The sequence below is a fragment of the uncultured Thiodictyon sp. genome, from assembly GCA_903837595.1.
Lineage (GTDB): Bacteria > Pseudomonadota > Gammaproteobacteria > Chromatiales > Chromatiaceae > Thiodictyon.
Genome location: CAILVI010000133.1, coordinates 12,418 through 37,283 on the forward strand (window position 1 = coordinate 12,418; position 24,866 = coordinate 37,283).

Annotated in this window: 19 protein-coding genes; 8 read left to right on the forward strand and 11 right to left on the reverse strand. The window is 64.7% G+C overall.

The window, feature by feature from the left end; genetic code table 11:
• The first annotated feature begins 157 nt into the window (after positions 1-157).
• Together QZY44_RS07065 and QZY44_RS07070 are read left to right on the forward strand one after the other, a co-directional pair.
• The gene (locus QZY44_RS07065; protein WP_295444210.1) at positions 158-3,310 is read left to right on the forward strand and encodes a hypothetical protein; all 3,153 of its coding nucleotides are present in this window, start codon (positions 158-160) and stop codon (positions 3,308-3,310) included.
• Entirely contained in the window at positions 3,307-4,152 is an 846-nt protein-coding gene (locus tag QZY44_RS07070; RefSeq protein ID WP_295444213.1) for a hypothetical protein, read from the forward strand. Before QZY44_RS07065 ends, QZY44_RS07070 begins: the two co-directional genes overlap by 4 nt.
• Before the next feature lie 4 nt (positions 4,153-4,156).
• On the opposite strand, the gene QZY44_RS07075 is transcribed toward QZY44_RS07070, so the two are convergent.
• A complete protein-coding gene (locus QZY44_RS07075) occupies positions 4,157-5,443 on the reverse strand; it encodes a DUF4147 domain-containing protein (protein ID WP_295444216.1) in 1,287 nt (428 codons plus the stop codon).
• Between the two features lie 202 nt (positions 5,444-5,645).
• On the opposite strand from QZY44_RS07075, the gene QZY44_RS07080 reads away from it, so the two are divergent.
• The gene (locus QZY44_RS07080) at positions 5,646-5,912 is read left to right on the forward strand and encodes a hypothetical protein (protein WP_295444218.1); all 267 of its coding nucleotides are present in this window, start codon (positions 5,646-5,648) and stop codon (positions 5,910-5,912) included.
• A 33-nt stretch (positions 5,913-5,945) separates the two neighbouring features.
• On the opposite strand, the gene tsaB is transcribed toward QZY44_RS07080, so the two are convergent.
• Positions 5,946-6,629, reverse strand: coding sequence for a tRNA (adenosine(37)-N6)-threonylcarbamoyltransferase complex dimerization subunit type 1 TsaB (gene tsaB / locus QZY44_RS07085; RefSeq protein WP_295444221.1), 684 nt, complete (start codon positions 6,627-6,629; stop codon positions 5,946-5,948).
• Between the two features lie 182 nt (positions 6,630-6,811).
• Positions 6,812-8,869, reverse strand: coding sequence for an EAL domain-containing protein (locus QZY44_RS07090; RefSeq protein WP_295444224.1), 2,058 nt, complete (start codon positions 8,867-8,869; stop codon positions 6,812-6,814).
• Between the two features lie 202 nt (positions 8,870-9,071).
• Between QZY44_RS07090 and QZY44_RS07095 the strand changes: the two genes are divergently transcribed.
• Complete coding sequence (locus QZY44_RS07095; RefSeq protein ID WP_295444226.1) at positions 9,072-9,680, forward strand: hypothetical protein; 609 nt, start codon at positions 9,072-9,074, stop codon at positions 9,678-9,680.
• On the opposite strand, the gene epmA is transcribed toward QZY44_RS07095, so the two are convergent.
• Positions 9,677-10,675: an EF-P lysine aminoacylase EpmA gene (epmA, locus tag QZY44_RS07100; protein ID WP_295444227.1), complete on the reverse strand. Its 999-nt coding sequence runs from the start codon at positions 10,673-10,675 to the stop codon at positions 9,677-9,679. The genes QZY44_RS07095 and epmA overlap by 4 nt on opposite strands.
• On the reverse strand, positions 10,672-11,241 hold the full coding sequence (gene efp, locus QZY44_RS07105) for an elongation factor P (RefSeq protein ID WP_295444230.1): 570 nt from the start codon (positions 11,239-11,241) through the stop codon (positions 10,672-10,674). Before efp ends, epmA begins: the two co-directional genes overlap by 4 nt.
• Positions 11,242-11,275: 34 nt before the next feature.
• Here efp and epmB point away from each other — a divergent pair, with 34 nt between their 5' ends.
• Positions 11,276-12,298, forward strand: coding sequence for an EF-P beta-lysylation protein EpmB (epmB, locus tag QZY44_RS07110; RefSeq protein WP_295444233.1), 1,023 nt, complete (start codon positions 11,276-11,278; stop codon positions 12,296-12,298).
• A gap of 132 nt (positions 12,299-12,430) precedes the next feature.
• Positions 12,431-14,533 (forward strand): EAL domain-containing protein, encoded by a 2,103-nt coding sequence (locus QZY44_RS07115; protein ID WP_295444236.1) that lies wholly within the window; start codon positions 12,431-12,433, stop codon positions 14,531-14,533.
• Positions 14,534-14,566: 33 nt separating this feature from the next.
• On the opposite strand, the gene QZY44_RS07120 is transcribed toward QZY44_RS07115, so the two are convergent.
• The 6 genes from QZY44_RS07120 to QZY44_RS07145 all read right to left on the reverse strand — a co-directional run bounded on the left by QZY44_RS07120 (position 14,567) and on the right by QZY44_RS07145 (position 22,547).
• Positions 14,567-15,043 (reverse strand): type IV pilin protein, encoded by a 477-nt coding sequence (locus QZY44_RS07120; protein ID WP_295444239.1) that lies wholly within the window; start codon positions 15,041-15,043, stop codon positions 14,567-14,569.
• Positions 15,044-15,074: 31 nt separating this feature from the next.
• Positions 15,075-19,898 carry a PilC/PilY family type IV pilus protein gene (locus QZY44_RS07125; protein ID WP_295444242.1) on the reverse strand — a complete coding sequence of 1,608 codons (4,824 nt, stop codon included), beginning with the start codon at positions 19,896-19,898 and terminating at the stop codon, positions 15,075-15,077.
• 135 nt (positions 19,899-20,033) lie between these two features.
• A complete protein-coding gene (locus tag QZY44_RS07130) occupies positions 20,034-20,570 on the reverse strand; it encodes a PilX N-terminal domain-containing pilus assembly protein (protein WP_295444245.1) in 537 nt (178 codons plus the stop codon).
• A gap of 11 nt (positions 20,571-20,581) precedes the next feature.
• Complete coding sequence (locus tag QZY44_RS07135; protein ID WP_295444248.1) at positions 20,582-21,493, reverse strand: PilW family protein; 912 nt, start codon at positions 21,491-21,493, stop codon at positions 20,582-20,584.
• Positions 21,490-22,035 (reverse strand): type IV pilus modification protein PilV, encoded by a 546-nt coding sequence (gene pilV, locus QZY44_RS07140; protein WP_295444251.1) that lies wholly within the window; start codon positions 22,033-22,035, stop codon positions 21,490-21,492. The genes QZY44_RS07135 and pilV overlap by 4 nt, the downstream gene beginning before the upstream one ends.
• The gene (locus tag QZY44_RS07145) at positions 22,026-22,547 is read right to left on the reverse strand and encodes a GspH/FimT family pseudopilin (protein WP_295444254.1); all 522 of its coding nucleotides are present in this window, start codon (positions 22,545-22,547) and stop codon (positions 22,026-22,028) included. The genes pilV and QZY44_RS07145 overlap by 10 nt, the downstream gene beginning before the upstream one ends.
• A gap of 1,298 nt (positions 22,548-23,845) precedes the next feature.
• Between QZY44_RS07145 and QZY44_RS07150 the strand changes: the two genes are divergently transcribed.
• Together QZY44_RS07150 and QZY44_RS07155 are read left to right on the forward strand one after the other, a co-directional pair.
• Positions 23,846-24,250 (forward strand): type IV pilin protein, encoded by a 405-nt coding sequence (locus QZY44_RS07150; RefSeq protein ID WP_295444258.1) that lies wholly within the window; start codon positions 23,846-23,848, stop codon positions 24,248-24,250.
• Between the two features lie 41 nt (positions 24,251-24,291).
• Positions 24,292-24,861, forward strand: coding sequence for a prepilin-type N-terminal cleavage/methylation domain-containing protein (locus QZY44_RS07155; RefSeq protein ID WP_295444261.1), 570 nt, complete (start codon positions 24,292-24,294; stop codon positions 24,859-24,861).
• Positions 24,862-24,866 lie beyond the last annotated feature (5 nt).

Here is a 24,866-nt window from a genome sequence, read left to right on the forward strand (position 1 = left end):
TAGCAGAAACAACCTCGAGTTCTGCGGGTAAGGCGGCCCGTCAGCCGTTGCGATGGTGGTGATCTGCCGTAACGGCAACTGGCCGGGACACCGCGCCCGCCAGCAGGCGCGGTGCTCGGGTAGAATCGGCGGACCTCCCCGATCCACCGGAGTATCCGTGATCCCACCCAGCTACTCAGTCTGCCGCGGCCAGGCCGATCAGGGCATCGGCGAGGCGGGGACGCCGATCAAACGCGGCGAACAGTACCTTGCGGCCGATGCGCCCTTGCAGAGCAACCCGGAGCTGTTGCGCGGCATCCGCCAGTGGCTGACCCTGGATGCCAGCCCCGGCGACCATGGCCGACTGCCGCAGCGGCTGATCGGCTGGTCCTGCTTCCCCGCCGGCCCCTATTATTTCGTGGTACGCCTCACCGCCGCCGGAAAGTATGACCGCCGGGACGCCTATTTCGCCCATGCCCGCGCCTGGCTACTCTCCGCCTGCACCGGGGGCTTCGATCCCGGTCTCTACCTGGGCCAGGACGCCGCCTTTCTGACCCAGGCACCGACGCCAGGTGCTACACCGGTGAGCGCTGACCTGCCGCCCCCAACTGTCGCCCCGCTGGATCCCATCCTGGCGGGCAAGGCCCTCGCGATCAGCCTCATCGCCCACCTGTTCCACGGCATGATGACCGGCTGGCCGGTCATCCTGGGCGTGCCGCTCACGCAGTTCACCGCCGAGTCACCGCTGGCGCGGATCGTTGCCTTCGCCCGCGGGGCGCTCCCGCAGCGGCTGCGGCAGCGCTGCCGGGTGCGGGTCTTCAGCCGCATCCCCGAGTCCTTTCTGGGGATCGGGTCCGACCCCAACCGGACCGCGGTCGGAGCAGCCGACCTCCTGGTCATCCCCGAGGAACTGGCCGGACCGGCCCTGAGTACGGTGAGGCGCCGCGCCCTGCTGCTCGACGCCCGCGGCGAGCGGCACGACGGTCCCGCACCGGCGGATGGCTTGTTCGATTATGCCCAGGCCGTCATCGAGAGCGCGCAGCGCTTCCCGGCCCACCTAACCGGGTTCAGCGAACGCTTCGATCGACTCTGGACCGACACCGGCGCCCCCCCGGGACCGGACCTGACCGGCTGGGTCACACTGACCTATAACCTGGCCGTCGCCCTGGCCGGCACTGCGGCCCACTGCGGTAGCCTGTTCGCCAATTTTCTGCTCGTGCAGGCGCGGACCAACCCGCTGGTCCCCTGGCCGACCCTGATCCGGGCGCAGGACTGGGCACGCTTCCCGCCGGACCACCTGATCCGCTTCATCCTGCGCGCCGACGACGGCCTTACGGTGGGCGAGCGGCGCCTCCAGGACACCCTGGTCGACGCCTTCCAGCAACGTAGCGCGACGCTCGACGCGGGGCTCACCGCCTGGTGGAACCCTGCCGAAGGGGCCAAACGCCGCCGCCTGCTGGAACTGTGTGACCTGGCGCCGCCGCTGATCACCGCCCGACGCTCGGCCGCCCTGACCGGCCCCCTGAGCATCGCGGACCTGGCGGCCAGCGGCGGGCCACTGGCCGGCGCACTGAGGGCCGAGTATCAGGCCGGAATGCTCGGGGCACGCCAAGCGGAGTCAGCCGGCTTGCTCGCCTGGCTGGACCAGTCGGGCCTGTTCGAGCTGATGTTGGAGGCGGGCAAGGCCGGTGTGCTGGCGCCGCCCTGGGAGTCCGGCGACCTGGCCACCCTGCCCTTACCCCAGGCCACGGCTCTGGCGCGGCAGTTGCTGAGCCACCCGCAGTCCCTGACCGCGCTTGGGGACCTCGCCTCCCGGCTGTTCCTGCGACTACGGGCCCAACCAGGGGGGGTGGAGGCCATCGCCGCGGATCTGCAAGGGGCGATCGGGCGGCTCGATCCCGCGACCGACCCGCTGGCCTATCTCGACCTCGCGACACCCCTGGCGCAGACGCGGCCGGCCCAAACGCAGATGTTGCGGCAGCGTTTCTGGACGGCGACCGCAGGACTCGCGAAGGTCCTTGACCCCGCAGGAATCTTGGCGCAATTGGTCGCCGGGCGCTGGGACTTCCTGAGTAGCGACACGCTCTTCGACGGCGACGGGTACCTGCACCTCAGGCCAACGCCGCAGGTCGCCACCCTGTTGCTGGGACAGGAATCGCTCTGCCAGCGGCTGCGCTGCCGGGATCTGATCCCACTCGCCGCTCTGCTACCCGCTAGCGCGGAGTCGGCCATCGCCGCCTACCAGCGGCGTCTCCAGTCCCTGATGGTGCAGGAACCGGAACCCACCACGGCGCGGCTGATTGAGGCCGGCGCCTGGCTGGCCTGGCGCCGGCACGCCGATCGGACCCTGGACGCCCCGATCCGGCGCCGCCTCGCCATCCTCTGGATGACCAGCCCGGCACTCGCGGCCCTGCGCGACGACGCCGCCCGCGTGCGCCCGCCGCAGTGGCGGATGGATCGGCCAGCCAATCGGAGCGAGGCCCCGCATGAGCCCTTGGTGGATGTTACCCGGGAGACCTGGGCCCAGGTCCTGGAAGACCTGGGCACCCTCACGCCGCAGGACCTGCGCCGACTCACCCAACCGGGCACCCACTGGCCCTGGGTCCATCCATTCCAAACCGAGCAGACGCAGGAACTGGCCGGGCGGGGCGGCGATCCGGACGGCATGGCGGGGCTCTGCGCCGCCCCTGCCCACCGGGGGGCGCCGCCCGCTGCGGTGGCGCCGGACTGGGCCGCCGCGGTCATCGCCGCCCTAGCCGACGGCTCGGCGCTGAGCCCGGTGCTGGCACGGCTGTGCCAGCAGGTCCAGGACGGTGAGCGCCGCGCCGACTCACACCCACTGATCGCGCTCTTGCGGGCGATCCGCGACCTGCCCGCCTGCCAGCGCAGTCGCACCAGCCCGCTCATCAAATACGGCTGGAACACGCTCTCGCAGATGCTCACCATGGATCGCGCCTGCTATGACTGGGCGGGGCTCGACGATGCCCGGGCCATCCTGCCATTGCTGCATGTCGCCGCCATCCTCCAGCCCGACCGCCAGGCCGGGACCCTCGCACAGTGGCTGATGTATCACCCGGCCTGCGCGACGCTGCGACGCGACCCGCGTTGGTGGGAGGCGCTGCTCGACAGCGTCCTGGAGGAAACGGCGGCGCCGGGTGCGCGCGGCGGCGGCGCCCGACTCGCCGAGGCGACCCGTCAGGCGGCCCTCGCCCTGATCGACGCCGAGGCAGATGCCCTGCCCGCGGCCGAGTCACTGGCCCTCACGGTGGCCTGGCGCGCCCGGGCGATCGACCGAATCTGGACCGACCCTTGCGGAGGCTGTGCCCAATGAACGAACGGCTCGCTTTTTTCTGCAACCGCGATACCGCGCCTTGCCATCTCTACACCTGGGCGCGCCCGCACGCCGACGGCGACACCCTTTACCAGGTCTATTGCCGGGGCGCACTGACCGATCCCTGGCCACCGGCGGACGGGCCCGCCATTGATCTGGAGACCATTCGCGCCCGCGTCACCGCGGCCGCGGGGGGGCTCATCGCCGCGACCCGCCTGGCCGGTGCCGGCACGCAACTGCGCCTGGCGACGATTCCCGCCACGGGTTACGACCCGGCCTCGCAACTGCTCCTCTTGCGCCCCGGCCTGGAGCCCGAGTGGCAGCCAATCGGCCCCGACGCCATCGATTTGGGCCCCGGCGCCTTCGTCCTGCTCCCCGCCATCCGCGCCGACCAGTCCAATCTCCAGGCCTTACTGGAGCATCTAGAGCGACTGCCGAGCGACTACCGCGCGCTTCTGCTCAACGTCCTGCGCCGCCCCGGCATCGAAGGCGCCCTGTGGCGGCTGGAGCGTCGGCTCGCTCATCTCACCGGCCAGCAGGATCAGGCGCCGCCGGTCGGCGGCAACCTGGGCTGGCCCTGGGTGTTGGCGCCGCTATTGGTGCTGAACCTGCTCGCCACCCTCGGCTCCGTCTGCTGGACCAAACCGTCACCGGGCATCGCGACAGCCCCGCCCACCTATTCCTTCGAGCGGGTGCGCTACCCGCTGCCGGTGCCGAACTGGGCTGGATGCGGACCACCGTGGTTCTGCCAAGCACCGCTGGCCCCGGGACGGCTCAAACCCGGGGGCGGTGCACTCCCGGCGGCGCTTGAGATCGGTGCAGAGAAGCCAAAGTTGAACTAAATGATCAAGACCGCGGTGTTTTCAGCCCCACCACCAGGTCCATAACGTTAGTCCCAGTCGGCCCGGTATAGATCAGGTCGGCGCTGGCGGCCAGCAGGCGGCCGCTGTCGGCGCGCGCCAGGCAGTCCTCGGGAGTGAGGCCCGCAATGGCGGCACGCTCCAGGGTCCAGCCGTCGACCAAGGCTCCGGCGTCCTCGCCGGGGCCATCGCTGCCGTCGGTGCCGGCGGCGAGTAGCCAGCAATCGCGATGACCGGCCAGTTCGAGTGCGGCGGCCAGGGCCAGGTGTTGATTGCGCCCGCCACGTCCGGGCACTGGGGGAAGCCGCACTGTAGTCTCGCCGCCCCAGACCTGGACTCCGGGGGCCCCGTCCCGGACCTGGCGGGCCAGTTCACGCCCCCGCTGGGCGGCCTCGCCGTCGAGGAACGCCGGATGGACAAGCACCGGGAGTCCGGCCGCCCGCGCGGCGGCGGCGGCGGCTGACTTGGCCAGCTCCAACGTCGCGACCAACTCGATGGGCGGCCCCGGACGTGACGCCGCCCCGCGTTGGGTGAGCCCCCGATCGACCCAGGTACGCAGCCAGGGCGGCAACTGGAGCCCGGCCAGTGCCACGGCCAGCCCCACCGCGGGTACCAGAAGACCCGAACCGATCACGCCCGGGTCATCCCCGGGTACGTCCGAGATCGCCAGGACCCGCGGGGGTCCCGACGGCAGGGCGGCCAGGAGTCCGCCGCCCTTGATGCGTGAGACCGCCGTGCGGACACGGTTCATGGGGCCGATCGGCAGCCCGCTGGCCAGTAGCCAGCGGTTGAGCCGCTCCAGTTCCGCCAATCCCAGCCCGGCCACCGGGACCTCGACCAGGCTTGAGGCGCCGCCGGACATCAGGACCAGGAGCCTCGCCCCCGGGGGTGTGTGCGCCAGGGCGATCAACAGTTGCTCGCCGGCAACGAGACTGGACTGCGTGGGCAGTGGATGACCGCCGGTCAGGCAGGCGATGCCGTGGGCCGTGAAGCGACGCAAATCCGGCGGCAGGGTTTTCTCGATCACCAGACCGCCCAGACACTCCGACCCCAAGCAGTCCAGTGCGCCCAAGGTCATGGCAGCGGCGGCCTTACCGATGGCGATCAGCCACCAGGGGCCGGCCGCGCCGGCTGCGCCGAGCGCCCGGCTTACCGCCGCCCGACCGTCCGCCGCCTGGAGGGCCGCAGCAAAGATCCGCCCCAACGCCCGGCGCGGCTCCTGCGGGACATCGGCGAACGGACTTGGCGGGTCGGACTGAGGACGTGTGGTCATGGATTGATGATCAGCAATGCACTATTTCCCATTTCCGCTATGCTCGCGCTGGGCCAATAATTGATCAGCAACCTGTAGCCTGAATGCGACATTGCGGTTTTTCTGCACTGAGCTCACAAAGAAACTATAATGACAATGGTCAGCATTGTCTTGCGCCCTAGGCCGAGGGCTGGGCCAACCATCCGCAACGACCGAGTCGACCATGAAACTGTGTTCCAAGTGCGATAACTCCCCACTGCCCTTCATCATGATTTTCGTGATCGCGACGATCAGCGCGTTCATGACCTGGCTCACCCTGGAACTCTCGATTCCGGAGGTTGGCCCACGGGCGGGGGCCAGCGCCGTGGTCTTCGCGGTGGTTGGCGGCCTGCTACTGGCGTATGTCCTGAACTGCCTCAAGCACCATTGTCGCCATCAGGACGAGCATGCCCATGACGGCGCGGACCACCGGGCGCCCGTTCGACCCTGAGCGGGCGAGGGGCTCCGAGCCTTGAGTTCAAGGTTACACGCGGGGGCGGGCTGCCGGGTGGGTCACCTGTTCGCGTAGATAGACCGGCCGCGCCAGCTCCGCCGCCACCAGGCGCCCCGCCCTTGCCGCGATCAGGGCGACGTCACGGGCCTCGCAAAGGGGCTGTGGGGACACCGCCAGCAGCCCCGCACCGATGCGTTGCGCCAGCGTCTCCCGATGGGCCGCCCAGCCGGGCCCCACCCCGCACCAGCCATCGCCCGCCGGGACCGGGACTGCGCCGGGAGCGGCGACCAACTCCTCGCCGTCGCGCCACATGATGGCGTGCGCACCGATCTCATAAGCGCCCCAGTAGACTTCCCCCATCCGCGCATCCAGGGCGACGAGCGCCCGGCGGCAGCCGGTCCGGCGGAACTCACCCTGGGCCAGGGCGGCCAGGGTGGAGACCGGAGCCGTCGGGCGCCCCGCCCCGAAGGCGGCCCCTTGGGCCACCGCCACCGCGATCCGCACGCCGGTAAAGGACCCGGGCCCGCAGCCAAAGGCAATCGCATCCAGTGCCCCGAGCGCGATCCCAGCGGACGTGAGGAGTGACTGCATCATTGGCAGGATCAACTCCGCATGTCGACGCGGGGCAAGTTCCAGGCGTTGCTCGATGACGCCATCAAGGTACAGGGCGGCCGAGCAGGCATCACCGGAGGTGTCGATGGCAAGTACTTTCATAGGCTAGCGAGCCGTGCTCCGTACTGTTGATTGGTCGCATACGGCGTCGACCATGGTGAGGGCCAGGGAAGCGGTCCCGCGGGTGTGGGGCGGCGGTGAAGGCCTACGACCTCGCGGATCGCCCGGTTCACGGGCGGAGTCGAGGCCGGCCGGGCCGGGATACCCGGCGGCTGGCGCCCCATCTAGCCGACCGCCACCGCCTCTTGATGAAATTGGAAGTTCAGGCTTTCCTCGGGGAACTGGATGAAGTTGCCCTGGATGAAGTCGACGCCACTGGACCAGACGCGGCCGATGGCTTCCGGATCTTCGATCCCCGCCGCAATTACCTGCGGCCCGTACTTATGCACGCGCCCGACCAGACCATTGAGGCGCGCCCCCGACTCCCGGTCGACCAGTTCCCGCGCCAGTTTGGCAAAGGCGATGCGCAGGCGGGTGAGCAGGTCGAGGTCGGCCTTGCTGTCCGTGACGCCGGCCAGACAAATGTCGATGCCCAGCCGGGCCAGTTCCGGAAACAGGAGTCGGGCGTGACCCTCGTCGGCCAAGATGTCCCGGGCGTTGAATTCCAGCACTGGGCGCTGACGGATCAGGTTGAGCCGCAGAATCTCGTCGCGTAACCACTTGAGCCAGCCAGGTTCAGCCAAGCTGACGACCGTCTGGTGGATCATCAGTCGGGTCCGGCGGCCGGTGGCGCGCTCTGCGTGCAGGGTCGCCAGTGCGCCCGCGAGCACCCAGCGATCCAGGGCGGGGAGCAGGCCATGGTCTGCGGCGACCGGCAGGAAGGTCGAGGGCGGCATAATCTCGCCGTGGGGCGTGCGCAACCGCAGCAGCACTTCATAGCGTTCGTGAATGCTGGTGCGCAGCGAGACGATGGGCTGATAGACCAACTGAAACCCTGATCCATTCAGTGCCTGCTGCAAAAGCCCCAGGACGCGGGCGTTGGCGACCACCCCCGGCCGCCGCGGTTCACGATGTCGGTAGACCCGATTGCCCCCGGCATTATGCGCCTGTTCGGCGGCAGCCTCGGCACGTGAAATCAGGGTCAACGCGTTATCCAGCGGGGGCGCGAAGAACCCGACCCCAATGCTGAAGGAGAGCCGGCCCAGCCTCGCGGGCAGCGCCAGTGACGCGGCGCCCATCCGGATGGCATCCGCCAATTCAATGATTTCTGCATCGCTGCCACAGTGGACCCACGCATAGCACCCATCCTCGCACAGGGCGGCCGCGTGCAAGCGGGTGGCCGCCTGGCGACAGACCAGTTCGAAGACTAACCGCAGCAGCTGATCCAGCCCCACGGCATCCAGTGTCGCGACGAGCACCGAGTCGTCGGGCCGGATGAACAAGACGGCCTGACCGATCGCAGGCGCCGGATCATTAATGACGGCGTGGTCGAGGCGCTTGACCAGTTGGGTTTGGCTCAGCAGCGGGGACGCCGCAGCACTGGCGGCAGCCGGGGGGCCAGCGGTCGGGGCAACCGCCCCACTCTCAGCGAACCGCCCGCGGACCGCGGCTAGCAGTTGCTCTGCTGACACCGGTCGCGCCAGATACTTGTCACCGCCCAGGTCCAAGACCTCGCCTTGGTGTTCCGGGGAGGTTTCTGCGGAGAGAAAAAGAATCGGCAGGTTGTAGAGTATCGCGTGACGGCGGATCGCGTCCGTGACTCTGCGGCTGGCACCCCCGGGAAGGTTGAGATCCAACAGTACCAGGTCTGTCGCGGATTGCTCCAAGACCCGTATGACCCGCTGCGGGTCCGCCATTTGGTCTGCCGACAGGCCGGCACCCCGCAGGATTGCCTGGAATTCATCCCCTTCCTGGGGCAGGCCATCCACGATCAGGACGCGCCGCAGCCGCACGGTCCGGGCGGCCACCGAATCGAGGACCCGCGCGACGATACGCGACGCATCGAATGGCGCCTGGAAGGTCGCGACCGCCTCGGGGCAGGTCTCACCGCGGTGTTCAATCGCCTGACCCACCAGGCAGACCAACTCTGGACGGCTACCGGTGTCGCGTTCCAGCCGATCCAGGATGCTCGCCGCCGTGCTTCCGGGCGGTAGGCTGTCGAGTTCCATGATCAGGACGGTCGCCCCCCGGGCGCCCACCGCGGCCATCAGACCTGACATACTGTCGGTGTTTCGCAGCTTGATCAGATGCTCGGCCAAGCGGTCGTGTAGCCGGTCCCAGAGCCTGAGGTCGGACCCGAAAAAACAGACCAGCGGATCGCTGGGGCGACTGGCGTCAGGCATTTTGATCCATCTCCTGTTTTCGACCTTGGCTGGTACCCGATGGTGCTGGACCCCTGGCCGCGCAGCATTGAAAATTATATGGGAGGGCGGGGCGCTACGCCAGCAATGCGCGCGGCAGACCGTCGTCGAGGATTCGGGCAGGCGCGCCGGGGCCGCGCCATAATAGCCCAGGCCCGCTCTTGAACCCAACCGGAAGCCCCCGATGAGATACCGCACGCCGCTCAACACGGCCCTCGCCGCCGTCCTGACCCTCGCCACCGCGGCACGGGCCGACGAGGTGACTGACCAACTGGACGCCGCCCGCAAGGCGTATGACGCGGGTGATCTGCGCACCGCCGCGGACACACTGAACTTCGCAATCGCCGCGATCAAGGAGCGGCAGACGGCGGGGCTGTTGAAATTGCTACCGGAGCCGTTCGCCGGTTGGCAGGCCGATCCCGGGCAATCGCAGTCCGGCGGACTCGCCGGCATGATCACCGGCATCAATCTGACACGGCGCTATTTTCGCGCGGACGGCGCCGAGCTGACCCTCAGCGTGACGGCCGACTCCCCGCTGCTCCCGCTGCTGACCATGTTCCTCTCCTCGCCCTTCATGATGCAGGCAGACCCGGGCTCCAAGCCTTACTCATTCAAAGGACAGCGCGGCCTCACCAAGCACGCGCCGGACTCCGACGAGTATGAGGTCTCCCTGATGATCGGCACCCGCATCCTGATCCAGGCCAAGGGCCGCGGTCTGAAGGACAGTACCGCGGTGCAACAGTACGTTGAGGCGATGGATGTGGGGGCGATCCAGAAGGGGTTCGGGGACTAGGCCCGCTCCACCGGGAAGGCCAGCACGGCGTCGATGTGACACTCGTGCAGGTGCGCCATCAGCAGCCGGTCCAGCCCCAGGGCGACGCCGGCGGACTCTGGCATCCCGGCGGCCAAGGCGGCGAGGAAGCACTCGTCCAGCGGCAGCGTGACGCGACCCTGGCGGCGGCGGGTATCCTGGTCGGCGTGGAAACGCGCCGCCTGGGCGGTGGCATCGGTCAATTCCTGGAAGCCGTTCGCCAGTTCCACCCCGTCGAGATAGAGCTCGAAACGCTCCGCCACCGGCACCTCATCGACCCGCAGCCGGGCCAGGGCCGCCTGGCTCGGCGGGTAATCCGTGAGGAAGGTCAGGCGCCCCACCCCCAAGCCGGGTTCCAGGCAGTGAGTCAGCAACAGGTCGAGCCAGCCGTCGCGATCCATCTCGGTGGACTCGATCCCCGTGATCCCGGCGGCCAGCGCCCGCTCGCGCAACGCCGACACCCCGGCCGCCCAAGGATCGAGCCCCAACCGCTCGCGAAAGAGCCCGCGATAGGTGATGCATTCGCTGCGCAGGTCGGGACGCTCAAGCACGCAGCGCACCAGCGCGGCCACCTCGTCCATCAGTGCCTGGTAACCGAAGCCCGGCCGGTACCACTCCAGCAGGCTGAACTCAGGGTGGTGGAGTCGACCCCGCTCGCCGTCACGAAAGACTTTGCAAATCTGATAGATAGGGCCGAGTCCGGCGGCCAGCAAACGCTTCATGGGGAATTCGGGCGAGGTCTGCAGATACAGCGGCAGTCCCCGCGGGTAGCCCGGTCCATGCCAGCACGTCACCAGGCTATCCAGCGCCGGGTCGGACCCGGCGGAGCGGGCGGTGATGGGGGTCTCGACCTCCAGGACTCCGGCGACCGCAAAGAAGCCGCGCAGGCGCGAGAGCATCGCGGCCCGCGCCCGGATCGCCTCCAGGGCGGCACTGGGAGACCAGTCGGTCACCTCAAGACCGGGAGACGGACTCACTCCTTGGCGCGGGAGACGTATTCGCCGGTGCGGGTGTCGACCCGGACCAACTCACCACTCTGTACGAACAAGGGCACGCGCACGACGGCGCCGGTCTCCAGGGTCGCCGGCTTGCCGCCACCACCGGAGGTATCGCCCTTGAGGCCAGGATCGGTCTGCGTAATCAGCAACACGACAAAATTCGGCGCCTCCACGGCCAGGGGTAGACCGTTCCACAGGGTCACCTTGCACATATCCTGATCTTTGATCCACTTGGCCGTGTCCCCGACCACCGTGGCGTCGGCCGTCATCTGCTCGAACGTGGCTGGGTCCATGAAGTGCCAGTGCTCGCCGTCGTTGTAGAGATACTGCATGTCGGTATCATGCACGTCGGCCGCCTCGACCGTATCTCCGGACTTGAAGGTCTTCTCCACGGTCCGGCCGTTCTTGAGGTTGCGCACGCGCACCCGGTTGAAAGCCTGGCCCTTGCCCGGCTTGACGAATTCGTTCTCGACGATGTTGTACGGGTCCCCGTCCAGCATAATCTTGAGCCCGCTTTTGAACTCACTGGTGTTGTAGCTTGCCATGTCGTCCTCGTTACGTGTGGAAAATAGGCCGGTCATGTTAGCGCGAAGCACGACCCAATGTCAGACCGACGCCCCGGCGGGCGACCTTTGGCGCAGTGAGCTGACGACAGCCTTCACCCAGGTCGAACCGCTGCTCGCGTTTCTGGGGCTAGCGCGGGAGCACGTTGCCGACCTGGACCCGACACCCGGGCCCTTCCCACTGCTGGTGCCGCGGGGGTTCGCCGCCCTGATGCGGCCGGGCGACGCCCATGACCCACTGCTGCGCCAGGTCTTGCCGCTCGCGACCGAGCGGATCGCCCGGGACGGGTGCCGCGACGACCCGGTGGGTGACACCGCGGCCACCTGTGCCCCAGGGTTGCTGCGCAAGTATGCGGGGCGCGCCCTGCTGATGGTCCACGGTGGCTGCGCCGTCCATTGCCGCTACTGCTTCCGGCGCCATTTCTCCTATTCCGGGCTGGGTCACTACGGCGCACGGATCGCCACTGCCGTCGCTGCGATCCGCGCCGATACCACGCTCACCGAGGTCATTTTGAGTGGTGGGGACCCCTTGTTGCTCAGTGACGACTCCCTGCGCGCGCTGCTCGCCCAACTCGCCGCGATCCCCCATGTGCGGCGCCTGCGTCTGCACAGCCGGCTACCCGTGGTGCTGGCGTCGCGGATCACGCCGCGGCTGGGCGATCTGCTGGGCGCGCTGCACCCCCGGCCGGTCCTGGTCATCCACGCCAACCATGCCCGGGAGCTCGGTGTCGCGGTGCAGGCCGGGTTGCGGGCGCTGGGAGGGCACGGTGTTACCCTGCTCAACCAGAGCGTCCTGTTGCGCGGGGTCAACGACAGCGCGGACGCGCTCGCGCAATTGAGCGAGCGGCTGATCGACTGTGGCGTGCTACCCTACTATCTACATCAGTTGGATCTGGTGCAAGGAGCGGCCCACTTTGCCGTGCCGGACCGCACGGCGCGGGACCTGCTGGCGGCGCTGCGTGCAAGGCTTCCGGGGTATCTGGTGCCGCGTCTGGTGCGTGAGGTGCAGGGTGAATCCTGCAAGCGGCCGCTGGCTTGACGGACGTCGTTGCGGGCACCGCGCTGCGGTGCGCGAGAAAGGCAAAAATCAACGTTTCCTTCTCCGCCCCGCTGCGCCGATAATGGCGCTGGACTGAAACCGACAGATCACTCCTACGACAGCGTCCCACGTATGCCCGCTCAAGCACAAACCGTCGTCATGCTCCTTATGATCGCTCAGGAGAGCGAGGCAGAGCGCCTGATCACGACCGTGCGCGACGGCGGTTTGCCGGTGCGCGGCACCCACACTGTACACGCAGAGGAGATTGCGGAACTGGTGGAGCAGCGCGCCTGCGACCTGATCATCTGCTGCGCCTACGACCCGGCGGTGCACCTGAATGCAGTACTGGCGCGCCATCGGGAATTGGCGGCTGATGTCCCATTGATCGTGATTGCCGACCACGCCGGGGAGCCACAGTCGGTGATTCGCGCCATGAGCAACGGGGCACGCGACGTCACCGCTCGCAACGATGCCGAGCACCTCCAACTGGTGGTGAGCCGGGAGTTGGCCGATCTGCGGGCACGCCGCCAGCTCCAGCAACTGACGGCGCGACTGCGCCAATGTGAACAGCGCGCCCGGGAGTTGGTCGAGAGCAGCGAGGAGGCGGTGGCCTTCATCCAGGAGGGGATGCATGTCCATGCCAATCCCGCCTACCTCAACCTGTTTCGCTTTCCCACGGTGGACGACGTGCAGTCCGCCGCCCTGCTGGACCTGATCGAGGCAAAAGACCATGCCGTGGTTCGCAACTTCCTGCGCAACCGGCAGTCGGTGCCGCCCCAGGGGGCCGCTGAACTGACGATACAGGGCGTACGGGCCGATGCCAGCCGCTTTCCCGCGACCCTGACGGCCGCCCTCGCTGAGGTCGATGGCGAACACTGCCTGCGGCTCATTGTACGCGCCGCGCCCCCCTCCGCACTGGTGGCTGAGCCGGGCGCCGCCGTCCGCAGCGCCCTGCCCGGCTACCCCGTGTTGGTCGCCGCCGTCGACACGCTGGTGGGTCCCGAGCGCCGTGCACCCCAGCCCTTTACACTGTTCTATATTGCGATCCGCGGGGCACCTGACTTGTTCCGGGAGGCGGGCCTGACCCGCGGTCTGGAGTTGATCGGCACCCTCGCCGCCGCACTGACCCGGCTGTGTGCGGCCCTGGGTGTCCTGGTGAACATCAGCGGTGACAGTTACGGACTCCTCGCCCCGGGACTCGACGAGATTGGCGCCGAGGGTCTGGCGGAACGCATCCGCGCACAGGTTCGTCTACCCCCGAGCGCGAGCGGCAAATCGGACATTGAGGCCAACTGCGACGTCGGCTATGTGGTCGTGGCGGGGTTGAGTCCCGCCGCCGCCAACCTGCTCGACGACGCCTTTCGTGCCAGTCGTGGTGGCGCTCCGGCGCCGGGTGCCCCGGCGCCGGTGAGGCCCGTGGGGCCCGCCACGCCGACGCAGAAGAGTACGTCCCTCGCGGCGCGCACCAAGCAAAGCACCGCGGACAGCGACGCCGCGATGATCGACATGGTCAAATGGGCGCTCGCCAATGACCGTTTTCTGCTCGTCTACCAGCCGATCATCAGCCTGATGGGGGACAATCAGGAGAATTACAGCGTCCTGATGCGCTTGAACGATGCGTCCGAGAACCTGATCGAGGCCCGGGAATTTATCGGTGCGGCCATCCTCAGCGGCCTGATCGAGCGCCTGGACAAATGGGCGATTCGCCACGCCATCAAGGCTTTGGGCGAGCACCGCCGCGCCGGACACCAGCTCAACTTTTTCATCAACCTGGCGGAGGATAGTTTCCGCGATCCCGGTATCCTGATCTGGATCTGCGACTGTCTACGCGAATTCGATGTTCGCGGGAATTGGCTTACCTTCGTGTTCCAGGAGGAACTGGTGGACGGCAACCTGGGCAACCTGACCCGAATCGTCGAAAGTCTGAAGACGATCAAGTGCCGGATCGCGATCAATCGCTTTGGCTCCACCGACCACCCACAAATGCTGTTACAGGGACTCTCACTGGACTTCGTCCTCCTGCTCCCGGAGTTCGCCAAAGGGCTGGCCGACGACCACAACAAGCAACAGCGCCTGGTGGTATTGGCGAATCTGGCCCGCGAATTCAACGTCAAGACCGTGGTGACCGGGGTCGAGGACGCCCGCTCCCTCACCATCCTGTGGACCGCGGGGGTGGACTACGTGCAGGGCAATTTCCTGCAGCGGCCCTCACCGACCCTGGATATCTCAACCTGACGAGAAAGCGGATTGCGGCGCAAGTCAGCGCACTCATCGCTGCCAGCAGACCACGTCGTTCGCCCCTTGAACACCCGCCTGATCGAGCGTCAGGGTCCCACAGGAGTCCCCGCCCATGGACCCGGTCGGCACCGCAGATAAGGTGAAGCACTGCCCCAAGGTACAGGGCGCGATGGCCGAGTACATGACCGCGATGGTGTAATTGGCAGTGCCAGTCGCCGGCAACCGCGCGACCGGCAAGATCAGGTTGGCGGTCGCGCTCGTACAGACGCCGTCAGTGCGGTGGTAGCAATTGTTCAGCGTATAGTTGCGTTCCAAAAATTGCGCATCTTCAAGCAGTGCCCCCTTAACTGCTGCGCGGTGGCCGCGCCGGACCTGTTCGCGATAGGACGGATAGGCCGCCGCCGCCAGGATGGCGATAATGACAACGGCGACCATCAACTCAATGAGGGTGAAACCCGCCGCCACCCCCATGCGGCGCAGTTGTACCCGCGTGTGTTTCGTGTCCATCCCAGTGGATACCCCGCAACGATTTGGCTGTTTAGTTGACGATTTCACGCCAGTTGAGGCGCCCGGCCGCCCCGCCACCCAGGTTGAGTTTCGTCGTCACCACTTCTCCGCTGGTCAGCGATGATACCCCGACCCCGGCCCCCCCTGTCGCGTTTCCCAGGATCACGGTCGTGCCGCCCAACGCGGCACCCACCGGCGCCCCCACGACCACGATATCGCCACCATCAATCGCTCCGTCGCCATTGCTATCGAATATCTTCGAGCCTAGTGGCGCGCCGGTCAGATAGTTTACCGCCATCAAGTACCCCGTACCGCCAAACTCGCAAGGCATCGCGGATGGGATCAGGGTATTGAAAAAGAGCATGCCGCGGATTAGAGTCGCAGCGCCGATCGGCCGCTCACCCGCCGCCGGTAAGTCCAGATACCAACCCTTCGCGGACGCCGCACAAGCAGTCTCCGGAGGGTCTCCACAGCCGGCCGCCGTGCCGCGGAAGACCTGCGTCCCAACTCTTGTCGTGGTGACCACCATCGGAGTCAACTCGGCCTTGGACACAAGCGACCCAACATCTTGTATGCCATAGTAAGTCTGCCCCGCGATGTCGGTGCTGTTATCGCTCTTTTCCAGGTATTTTCCAGTTCCCACCAACACCATCACCCCCGCGGCTGGATGCAGGCTCAGCGTCGGCGCCACGGTGATCGGTTGTGAGGTCCCCGCCGCGAACAACAGGGACTTTCCCCAGGTCCTGGGAGTGCGGGCGCTGAGGTCGAATCGCCAGACGTTGCCCCTTAAGTCGCCGGCATAGGCCTTATCTACCAGGCCATCACCGTTGGAATCGATGGGGACCGGCGTTGATAATCCGTTATCCGGCCCGGCATCGGCCTCGATTTTCACATAGTCCGCCGCCAGCCAGGCATGGCTGAACCCCGTCGGTCCGGAGAGAAACAACACGTAGAGCACGGCCTTACCGTTGGCGCTATTGTAACCATTGCCAACAATCACACCCCAGCGACCATTCTGAAACTTGGCAATCTGCTTGGCCTGGCCAATAATCGGGTCAGTGGGTGCCGAGTTATACGTTAGACCCAGATCCTCATCATCGCTACTAGTGAATTCCCACAACACGACTTCATCTGCTTTTGGCACCGTAAAATTGCTGGGATTCGTGACGTCTAACGCATAAAATCCTTTACCGCCGGCACCGAGCCCGCCAATCAAGACCGTCTTCCACTGTGCGGCAGCCGCCGAGGTACAGTCAGTGATGCAGGCGTCAGCCATCATACCCGAGCCATCAACAAAATACCTATGTCCGGATAAATATCTGCTGTCAGTCAGTCGACTGAGGTTGGCGTAAACCGCCGACGGAACATAGGCGAGGAGTTCTTTCCCGGCCGTGGTGGTCGGCGTATTGGTATTCACATCCACGGACGCGTCGAACCCATGCAGCATGCCGTCATTGGAACCAACATACACCACCGGCGCCCGCCCGGCATAGCGACTGGCAAACGCCGCGTAACCGGGGTGGTCGACATCCGCAAACCCCGCCGCCGGCTTGCCGACCAAAACGGGTTTTGCATTAATGATGTCACCGAGGATACCTGTCGCCCGATTGCGAAATTTGGCAATCGTATTCGCCGGCGGGTTCGCGCAGGTGAAGGTTCCAGCGCCCTCGTTCGCCGACTGACCGCGCAGGTACCCAACGCGTTCTATACCGCACATATCGACTATCGCTTGGCTATTCGTGTCGAGCGCCGCCTTCTGACTCTCGCTCAAATTGGCATATGCGAAGCCCACCCCAACCCCGTCCTCCGTCCGCGTCAGGATCGCCCGCGTATCACTGCTGACATCCGCTTGCTCCCTGACCTCTTGCCCCGCATCCCACTCTGGATACGGACTCTCGGCCGGGTCCCAGCCAGGCGGCGGTAAATTGGCACTCAAGACGCCTCCCGTGCCGCGGTCAAGCCGATAGGAAAGCAACTGCCCACTCCAGAAATAGCTATTGAAACGTCCCTGATAGATACGGCTTTTGGTATTGAGTGCAGAGGAGTTTGCTACGATGGAAGATGCCGCTCCGTTAGTGAGAATCTTAAGGAAGACCGAATTCAGCGCGGTCTCCAGACCAAGCGGGTTATTGACGAAGAAATAGTTATCGGGAATCCCGTCGGAACCCGGGCTACCATCTGCGGTAAGCACGTCCCACTCCTGCGTCGAAGTCGGCCTCCCATCGCCATCAAGGTCATTGAAACCACCCCACTTTGCCGCATAATACAAGGGGTCCTGCAGGACGTTGGCGGTAAGGTTTCCGCTCAGGCTATAAATCACCGTGGTCGCGCTATCCTCGGCTTGGCAAGGCGCACACCCCAACACGCCACTACTATCAATGAACCCGAAACCCTCAATGCCAGAGTGAAAATGGGCACCATCCTTCGTCGTACCGCTGATCGTGTAACCAAACCCCGCGGCATAGCTAGTCGATTCGGCGACCACATCGGTGGTGATTTTCACCGTATTAGCCGCCTGTCCCGAACAGCCACCGGCTACCGTCGTCAGACAATATTTGACGACACCCCATAGATCTTGATCATAATCGCCGCCCTGTTCACTGTCCTCCCAGTTGACGTAAAGGGTGCCGGACGCCATGGTCGGGGTCGACACGCCCGCCAAGACCTTCATCTCGACCAAAGTTCCGCCACCGAAACTGCTGCCATTAACCAGCCGAAAAGCGGGCTGCAGGATGACGCGCGGCGCCGTCTCGCCAGCCAAGGCGATTGGGATCCGTGGTACATTGGTCGCCAATTGGATACCATAGGTCGTTACCTTGAGCGAGTGGGTATCCGCGCCGGGCACCGTCAGATCGGTGCGGATCCGGTTGGTGTGGGCGTGGTAGGCCATGCCTGGCATCAGGTACGAACCCAACTGTGAGGGCCCCTCGGGACAGATTCCCCAAATACTCCCGAGATTGGCGACCGTCTTGGCATCGCAGAGTTCGTCGTTGCTGGTGCCGTTGGCACCGACGAAGTAGCTCTGACCGGCAATGCCCTCGCCGGCACCCACCTGATTCGCCAAGGCGGCGACGGTACTGCTGCTGTTAATACCCGTCATGACTGTGTCTTTCAGGTCGATATCGGTGGTGGAGACGCTGGCGTTGAACACCAGGGTGTTGAGGGACGCACAGTAGTTAGTCTGAGTCACGGCAGCGGTCCAGCTTGGCAGCGCCAGACCCAACTGATTATCATGGCTACTGGTGTTATTCGTGTAAGCATACAGAGGCATGCGGGCGGCATTGTCCGTGGTAGCCGTAAGATATCGCAACGATTCGAGATAGAGCTCCGACATCGGGTTTCCCCAGCTGGTGCAACTGCCCTCGGAGAGGCTGGTCAGTCCGTAGGTACAGTTGTCGCCATTACCCCCTAGGTAGCTGCCATCGCCATAATAGTAACCGTAGATACGCAGTCGATCCAAGGTCGCCACGATACCATTAGCTGAAGTAAAGGTGCCGTCGCTCGTGACGTTGACCTCATCACCAAAAGGCCCCATCAGCTTGCGGACCACCCCGCCGGAAATACTCTTGTCATAACTCCCCGTGAGCAGGCCGAACCGGATCTCATCAGCGTCGCCATAGACCTGGAGCAGACCGATCGGCTTCAAATTACTTGCATCAGCGCTATTGTATTGCTTGCATCTTTCCGTGCCAATCAGCCCAGGCACGCAGGCCAGAATGCGAACGTAATAATCGCCTAGGCCAGTGCCAGAGCCCTGCGTTGCTAATGCAGGACTGCTCGCAGCAGCCGCTACACCCGAGGCAGAAAAGTCGTTTCCGTTGCCGGTTTGGCTGGGATTGGTCGCTTCAGCGCTCCACCGGCACTGCCACCGCTCGTTCGCGTTCCACAGCGAAAAATTGCCTCTTGCTATCCGTAACAGCGGCAGATTAGTATTGGTTTGAGACTTGTCTTGCGGCGAACTTCCCCCCGCCGTCGTGTTGCACAGGGTGATGCCTCGCGTCGAGAGATTTTCCAGCGTCCAAGTACTATAGGTTCCGCTCCCCAGGTAATTGGCATTGGCGACACGAACGGTGACCTTCTTCGACTTCGTATTGATATCGATAATCTGGCCTTTCACGTAGGCACTGCTTGCCGAGACCAATACGTAATCGTTCACGGAAAACCCACTGACGGATTCCACCCTAAAGTCATAGTCGACGCTATTTGCGCCGCTATTGGTGATCGTGGTTGACGTCGAACTGTTGGTCCTGGCCGTCTCAGGCGTATAGGGGGTCAACCGACTGAGGTCGGAACCGTCGTAATACTTGGCCCAGGCGTGTGCGTCGTTGGGGAGAAAGGTTCTCTCTAGCACGGTGGAGGTGGCGGTGTCCCCGTCGGCGATGCCTCTGCCGTCGCCGTTGGTCCGCGGCTGCGAGCGCATGCCGCCGTAGAGCAGCTTACGCACCGCATCTATTCGCGCCATCGCCGCCCAGTTGAGGAAGTTTCCACTCCATTGAGTTGATTGGGTCCCGGTCGCCGAGCAGTACTTGTCTGCGCTCACCACCGTCGGCTCAAAGCGCTTATTGGCGACGCTGTAGGTATAGCACTTCCTTGGGTCGAAATAGCCATAATAGTCGATCCCATTCTCATAGCCGGTCTCCAGCTGTCCATCATTATTGAGGTCGGAGTAATCGTTATAGGCCTTCTTATGGAGCTGCTGATCCTTGGAAATGTCGAGAATGACCAAGGGTTGGACTTGGCCGACCAAGAACAGCGGGGTGTCTGAGATGGATAACGCCAGCACCGGAACGGCTCCAAAAGCAGCGACCACCACCGCCGCCGCGCGACCGAAATATGTCAGCCAAGAGTGTTTCATAGCGGACCTCGTGGTCAGATAATCAACTCACTGAAAGTAGGACTCTGAGCGCCGGCCAAGCCCTTCGCCGGCGGACCATCGCACCACCGGGCACAGCGTCGCAGCGACGACGGCACTGCCCGACGGACAGCGGCTTCAATAGTGAGGCGTAAACACTTCCTGCAACCGTACCACAGTATTGGGATTGCGCCCCACGGCACGCACCGTTACTTGATAATAATAGGTTAGCCCCCCCCCGCCCGGCACCTGTTTCCCTATACACTCGATCAGGTAGCGGGGCTGGGCGAAGACCCCGGCGATGCGTGTCGCGTTGGTGTACTGGCCATATCCCACACTGGGGGAGACGGTCATATCAATGGCTGTCCAGACGGGAACGGTATACCCGGCCCAGCCGTTGTAGCACAGGCCATTCGCACAACCGGGCACGAACCCGGTGCAACCGGCAATGCCCCGAGCCGTCATGACGTCCCACTCAGCGTCGCGCAGGCCCATTTCGGCTGCTCGCAGTGCGATATCCCGGTCGCGCATATTACCGGCCATTCGCTCCTCCAACGCGGCAATGCGCGCGGCGACCACCGCGAGGACCGTCATTATCGCCAACAAGATCAGCGTCGTGATCAGTGCGATGCCGCGCCGACGGGGGTGCGGAGCGATTGGTGAAGGACTCAACATAGACGTTGGGGTCAGGGTATCCGGGTGATACGGTTACGCAGGGCAAAGGTGGCAACAAAGGCCCGTCGCAGGCGCGTGTCAGTCGCTGGCGTAAAGCGTGTCTCATCGTTGGCGGCGGTACCTAAGGCACCGGAACAATTAAAATAGGTTTGCCCGGCCGGCGCCCCCCCTGGAATTTCCGAGCGGACCAGTACGCACACGCGGACGGTGACTACTGTGGTCCAGTTGACAGGCGTGGCCGTATAGCTGTCGGCGGACTGGTCGTCATTGCTATCGATACCGTAGAGGACCTGCAAATCCTCGACATTGTCGAGTAATGGTGCCCCCGCATCCGTAGCGGGACAGGTGGTCGGTGGTTTAGGGGGATACCGCGTCTCGGTCGGACTCGTTTGAACGGCATCACAACGAAGGGTTGCATCCCGGATGAAAATAGTATGCTGAACAATCTTAGGTCGCCCCAGATGATCTCCCGCGACATCGTTTTCCGCCGCGATCCCGTTCGCTTGGCAATCCTGCATGTCGTCATCGGGATGACCATCGTCATCCTGATCGCCTGGCCCGTCGTATTGAATCGTCACAATATCACCGGCGGCACACACCTGATCGGCACCAAGTACTGCCGTCCCGGTGAATCCGGTCATCATGACGGCCTGGTTGAACGCGATGTTGGTATAGCCGGCCAGCCGCAGGCTGCGGCCGATCACGTCCAAGACATAACGCCCGGCCTCTTGGATGCGGGCGCCGTCTTGCTCCGCACGATAGGTTTGGTTGCTCCCGAGGTAGACCGCGCCGACCGCGGCGATCAGCAACAGGCTAAGGGCCAGCGCGATCATGAGTTCGACGAGCGTCAGTCCGCGCGGTGGTCCCAGCGCTGACCGGGCGCAGCGGATGGTGCCGATCGCGGGTACGTCCAGCGCATTCATGGTGCAAAGCGGGTGACGAAGTCCTGGGTGACCGGGGCTCCTGCCGCGCGCTCAGACCAGGAAACGGTGACATCGAAGACACGATTGGCGCCAGGGGTATTGATGACGCAGGTGGGCGCTGGCCCACTGACGCAACGCACCGTCCCCGTGCCCCCTGGAAGCACGACAGAATTCGCCGTGAGCCATTGATATTGGTCGGTCAGGGCCATATTCGCTGGCGTACAGCTGGAACTGATGCAGTTAGGGTTGCTCGGAATCGTCGCAGTCAGATTGTCATAGTAACCCGCAGTGACCCCAGCCAGATTTGCGGCGATCCGGTCGGCGATGTCATAGGCCTGTTGGGAGGCGATGGTGCGGTAGACGCTGGCGTGACTGTCGCTCAGACTGCGAACCTGCAGGCCGGCAAGCCCCAGGAGACCGATGGCGAACAGCACGAGCGTGAGCAGGACTTCAATCAGGTCGAAGCCGAGCAGTCTTGCCGTGCGCGGCCAGCGGCGCGCCACCAGGCGATGCCACAGGGCGTTAGAGATGGTCACGGACATGAGTTAGTCCCGAAGGCAGTGCGCACACGACCCTGGTTGGAAAGAATGATGCTCCTTGCCACCACCGGACCACGCCGATCGCACAGCCGAAAGGTATCGTTGAACCCCGCGCTGAAGCCGGTGCCCTGAAACGTGACGCGTTTTCTGGCGCTGGACCTTAGGGTAGTCCCGGTGGGCAGCGCGGGATAGACCAGCAAGATCTGCTCGGCGAGGTCCAAGGTGCCGACGCTGCCGGCACGGCCGGTGAGATTGTCGACAAATACCAACCATCCGCCATCCCAAGCGGTGCTGTCGGCACAGGTAGCATTCGTCGCCCGGCTGCACAGGGTGATCGGCACGGCGCGCTTAACGGCCTCACTCCTGGCATAGGTCAGGGCCAGCACAAATGCGTTTGCTACCGCGCCCCGACGGCCATTGAGAAGCAGCGCCTGATAAGACGGCCCGGCCACCGCCAGCAGGATGACGGCAATGCTCAGCGTTATCAGCAATTCGACCAGAGTAACGCCGCTCACCCTGTGCATACTCATCTTCCGGCCCAGTCCATCGCTGCGCCCCGCCCGGTTGAGACGCAGTGCGACCGCACCGGACGGCACCCTGCGTGTTCACCATGACCCGCCGGCGAACGGGAACCGGATTACCCCACCGGGCCACGTCCCCGGTGGTAATGGGCCAACTGCAAAAAGTCTAGCACGCGATCACGGGGACGGGATCTGGTTTGCGTCAGTGCGCGGGGCAAGTGCGGGGACGGGCGGCGCCTTGGTTGGGCACAGTCGCGACGATGCCGCCCCTTGTGAGCCCGATGGATACAGGTGGGACGAGCCCGGGGAAGCGTCGATCCTGCGAACATTTGAGAACCAGCATGAGTAAAGGAAATGAAAAGGATTGACAGGATTTCATGGGGTTTGCAGCGGACGTTGTCGATCCACCTCGCGGGAAATCATCCTGTCAACGCGGTGTAATCCTGTTGATCCTGAGCCGCTTCCTGCCAGCCGTTGGCTCAACGGGGGCTGCGCGGTGCTAGGGTTCGCACTGCGGGGACCAAGCGCGGCGCAGGGACTGTAAGCCACGCCGCGACCGCGGACCAGGGCGCGCAGGACATTCTCCGCCCCCGAGGCGCCGCAGCCGGATTCCTCCCCTGCCGCCTCCAGCAGTCACTCAGCACCGCTGTCGTGGCTCCAACGGCAGACTAAGCGATTCGTCATTTCGCAACGCGCTATGAAATATGGTAAATTTCTTGTAAACAGTATCTCGACTGGATTACCGATCCTGCTACCTCCATATCCATCAATAAGGCCACCAAGCAGCGGCCAACCCAGGCGCCAACCGTAAAGCCGGAACTCGCTAGGAAGTGGGGACACCAGGACTAAACCTGGCCCATGCCGGGATCGGCGCGCCGCTGCCGACACACTGCCCGTCCTATACCTGGTTGTGCTCGGTAGATCTGGACCGGGGCGCTCCGCTGGTGCCGGTGCTGTCACGGTGTGTGATCGGTCACACTCATGATGGCCGATTATCTCTATGATGAAGTCAACGTAGTCTCCTGCCTCTCATCGACGACCACCATATCTTAGGTGGTTGGGGCAGGGCCACCGTCACCCGTCTGCTTGCCCGCTTCACTGGCTGGCCGATGATCCTTTGCTGCTGCCGATACAGCCAACATCAGTTCTACTGGACGCAGCGGCTGCGTCAGCTCCCAGACCAATAGATTGGCCGGAGGCAACTCCTGACCACCGCCACTGGTGCGCGTGACACATGAGTCCCTGATGGTGGCGAACTTAACCTGAAGTCGCATGCGCACGAGAGACCCACAATGCTTATTTTAACCAATAGGCCGAAGCCCGCCGGTTTCACCGTCATTGAACTAATGATTAGCGTCGCCATCATTGGCGTATTGGCCGCGATCACGATACCGGGCTATCGCCAGCATGTCGTTCGCGCCAACCGAGCTGCAGCCCAGGCGGAGATAATGGAGATCGACAATCGCCAGCAGCAGTTCCTGCTGTCCAACCGCAGCTATGCCAGCACGACCACCCTGGTGTCCAGCGGCTACGCCTTGCCGACCGCGGTCGCGACAAACTATAGTTATGACATTGCCGTGGGAACCGGGACCGTTCCTTATTATCAAGTGACCTTCACCGCCATCGGGTCCCAAACCGGCGATGGCAATCTGACCTTAGATAGCAATGGTGCCAAGACGCCATTAGCCAAGTGGTGATATGACCTGAGCGCGTCCAACCGCGCAGGGGAGCCCCGAACATGAGAACCATGCCGGCTGTGTTGACTCTTCGCCGCAACCGCGGTACGACCTTGATCGAGGTGCTGGTCACTGTCGCCATTCTCAGCATCGGCCTGATGCCATTGCTTGCACTCCAGGCCCGGCTGGAGATCGCCGGGCTCGAAGCCTATCAACGCGCCCAGGCCTTAGTCCTGCTCGAAGACATGGCCAGCCGCATCGCCAACAATCGCGCTGCGGCAGCCGGCTATGTGACGACGACCCCCGTCGGGGCGGGCGTCACGTGTCCCAGCACCAGTACCACCCGTCAACAGATCGATCTGAAGGAATGGTGCGATGCCCTTCAGGGTGCGAGCGAAACGAGCGCGAGCAGTCGACTCGGGGCCATGCTCGGTGGGCGGGGTTGCATCGCCAGCCTGGGCAATGGGGACTATCTTCTGACCGTGGCCTGGCAGGGTATGGGGCCCATCGCTGCCCCCCCGGCCGGAGTCGCCTGCGGCAAGGACTCCTATAACGGTGATACGGGCACCCCCTGTGCGAATGACCAGTGCCGACGAACGGTCACGACCCTGATTCGCTTTGCTGCACTGTGATGTGA

What these genes read in the sequence shown, in the direction of transcription:
- tsaB (WP_295444221.1), bottom strand. Translation starts at nt 6,629, where the DNA reads ATGAAAGTACTTGCCATCGACACCTCCGGTGATGCCTGCTCGGCCGCC.
- QZY44_RS07075 (WP_295444216.1), bottom strand. Translation starts at nt 5,443, where the DNA reads ATGACCACACGTCCTCAGTCCGACCCGCCAAGTCCGTTCGCCGATGTC.
- QZY44_RS07115 (WP_295444236.1), top strand. Translation starts at nt 12,431, where the DNA reads ATGCCCGCTCAAGCACAAACCGTCGTCATGCTCCTTATGATCGCTCAG.
- QZY44_RS07150 (WP_295444258.1), top strand. Translation starts at nt 23,846, where the DNA reads ATGCTTATTTTAACCAATAGGCCGAAGCCCGCCGGTTTCACCGTCATT.
- QZY44_RS07125 (WP_295444242.1), bottom strand. Translation starts at nt 19,898, where the DNA reads ATGAAACACTCTTGGCTGACATATTTCGGTCGCGCGGCGGCGGTGGTG.
- QZY44_RS07080 (WP_295444218.1), top strand. Translation starts at nt 5,646, where the DNA reads ATGAAACTGTGTTCCAAGTGCGATAACTCCCCACTGCCCTTCATCATG.
- QZY44_RS07130 (WP_295444245.1), bottom strand. Translation starts at nt 20,570, where the DNA reads ATGTTGAGTCCTTCACCAATCGCTCCGCACCCCCGTCGGCGCGGCATC.
- QZY44_RS07095 (WP_295444226.1), top strand. Translation starts at nt 9,072, where the DNA reads ATGAGATACCGCACGCCGCTCAACACGGCCCTCGCCGCCGTCCTGACC.
- QZY44_RS07135 (WP_295444248.1), bottom strand. Translation starts at nt 21,493, where the DNA reads ATGAATGCGCTGGACGTACCCGCGATCGGCACCATCCGCTGCGCCCGG.
- QZY44_RS07155 (WP_295444261.1), top strand. Translation starts at nt 24,292, where the DNA reads ATGAGAACCATGCCGGCTGTGTTGACTCTTCGCCGCAACCGCGGTACG.
- QZY44_RS07120 (WP_295444239.1), bottom strand. Translation starts at nt 15,043, where the DNA reads ATGGACACGAAACACACGCGGGTACAACTGCGCCGCATGGGGGTGGCG.
- QZY44_RS07090 (WP_295444224.1), bottom strand. Translation starts at nt 8,869, where the DNA reads ATGCCTGACGCCAGTCGCCCCAGCGATCCGCTGGTCTGTTTTTTCGGG.
- pilV (WP_295444251.1), bottom strand. Translation starts at nt 22,035, where the DNA reads ATGTCCGTGACCATCTCTAACGCCCTGTGGCATCGCCTGGTGGCGCGC.
- epmB (WP_295444233.1), top strand. Translation starts at nt 11,276, where the DNA reads ATGTTAGCGCGAAGCACGACCCAATGTCAGACCGACGCCCCGGCGGGC.
- efp (WP_295444230.1), bottom strand. Translation starts at nt 11,241, where the DNA reads ATGGCAAGCTACAACACCAGTGAGTTCAAAAGCGGGCTCAAGATTATG.
- QZY44_RS07070 (WP_295444213.1), top strand. Translation starts at nt 3,307, where the DNA reads ATGAACGAACGGCTCGCTTTTTTCTGCAACCGCGATACCGCGCCTTGC.